The sequence below is a fragment of the Mesorhizobium sp. M7A.F.Ca.CA.004.12.1.1 genome, from assembly GCF_003997835.1.
GTDB lineage: Bacteria > Pseudomonadota > Alphaproteobacteria > Rhizobiales > Rhizobiaceae > Mesorhizobium.
In genome coordinates this window covers 1-1811 of record NZ_RZRK01001040.1, presented here as the reverse complement: position 1 = coordinate 1811, position 1811 = coordinate 1, and the positions used below count along the sequence as shown (strand labels likewise).

At 64.0% G+C, this 1811-nt stretch carries 2 protein-coding genes and 1 pseudogene; all 3 read left to right on the top strand.

What is annotated here, in order from left to right; translation table 11 throughout:
- Positions 1-1063: argininosuccinate lyase (gene argH, locus EN984_RS33310; RefSeq protein ID WP_127384294.1), on the top strand; the 1063-nt coding region annotated here is incomplete at its 5' end.
- 141 nt (positions 1064-1204) lie between these two features.
- Positions 1205-1411, top strand: coding sequence for a lipoprotein (locus tag EN984_RS33305; RefSeq protein WP_023811112.1), 207 nt, complete (start codon positions 1205-1207; stop codon positions 1409-1411).
- A gap of 63 nt (positions 1412-1474) precedes the next feature.
- Positions 1475-1811, top strand: a pseudogene (locus EN984_RS33300) (diaminopimelate decarboxylase); the annotation flags it as partial.

Below are 1811 nucleotides of genomic sequence, written 5' to 3'. Positions count from 1 at the left end.
CTCGCGCAATGATCAAGTCGCGGTCGATTTGCGGCTGTGGGTCAAGGATGAATGCTTTCGCGTCGCCGAGGCGTTGAAAGGGCTGATCGAGGCGCTGCTGGAGCGGGCCGAGGAGCATGCCGCGACCGTGATGCCGGGCTTTACCCATATGCAGGCGGCCCAGCCGGTGACCTTCGGCCATCACTGCATGGCCTATGTCGAGATGTTTTCGCGCGACCTGTCGCGCGTGCGCGATGCGATCGAGCGGATGGATGAAAGCCCGCTCGGTGCCGCCGCACTTGCCGGCACCAGCTTCCCGATCGACCGCCACCGGACCGCCAAGGCGCTCGGCTTCCGCGAGCCGATGCGCAATTCGCTCGACAGCGTCTCGGATCGCGATTTCGCGCTCGAGTTCCTCGGCGTGGCGGCGATCTGCGCCACGCATCTGTCACGGCTGGCCGAAGAGATCATCATCTGGTCGACGCCGCAGTTCGGCTTCGTCAGGCTGTCGGACTCGTTTTCCACCGGCTCCTCCATCATGCCGCAGAAGAAGAACCCCGATGCCGCCGAACTGGTGCGCGGCAAGACCGGCCGCGTCACCGGTCATCTGGTCGGCCTGCTGACGGTGATGAAGGGCATGCCTTTGACCTATGGCAAGGACATGCAGGAAGACAAGGAATCGGTGTTCGACGCCGCCGAGACGCTCGACCTGATGCTGGCGGCGATGACCGGCATGGTCTCGGACATGACGGTCAACGCGGCCGCGATGAAGAAGGCCGCCGGCTCCGGCCACGCGACAGCAACCGACCTTGCCGACTGGCTGGTGCGCACGCTCGGCCTGCCGTTCCGCGAGGCGCATCATGTCACCGGCCGGGCGGTGGCGCTGGCCGAAGACAGGAAGGTGGGGCTGGAGAAGCTTTCACTGGAGGATTTGCAGGCGATCAATTCCGGCATCACGGCCGACATATTTTCGGTGCTGGCGGTGCAGAACTCGGTCAAGAGCCGCACCAGTTTCGGCGGCACGGCGCCGTCGGAAGTGAGGAAGCAGATCCGCGCCTGGAAAAAGCGGCTGGCGAAAGCGTAATGCCGGATATTGCGAGCAGTAATATCTCGGATATTGCGACGGGCAATATCTCGGATATTGCGACGAGCAATATCCGGGGTGCAATGCGCCGAGAACTCGGCTAAAAGCGGCGGCTGACAAACGTTTCGGACGGATGGATCGATGACCGGAAGCAGGATTTTGGTGACGCTGACGCTGCTGGTTGCGATCGCGGCCGTTTCGGCCTGCGGCAGGAGGGGCGCTCTCGACACGCCCTATGAGGCGGCCGTGCAGGCGCGCAAGGATGCCTCAAAGGCCCACCAGCCCGTGCCGCCGGAGCCGGAAAAACCGGTCAAGGACAAGAAATTCATCCTCGACCCGCTGATCTAGAGCCGACGAGAGCCGGGCCTTTCAACCCGATCTCATCGCGCCCCAACTTCCGGAACCACTCTCGTGAACCATTTCGACTACCGCGACGGCGTGCTCCATGCCGAGGACGTGGCGATCCCCGACATCGCCGCACAGATCGGCACGCCATTCTACTGCTATTCGACGGCGACCCTGACCAGGCACTACCGGGTGTTTGCCCAGTCCTTTGCCGGGCTCGACGCGCTGGTCTGCTACGCCATGAAGGCCAATTCCAACCAGGCCGTGCTGCGGACGCTGGCCAAGCTCGGCGCCGGCGCCGACGTGGTTTCGGAAGGTGAATTGCGCCGGGCGCTGGCCGCCGGCATTCCGGCCGGCAAGATCCTGTTTTCGGGCGTCGGCAAGACCGCGCGCGAAATGGACT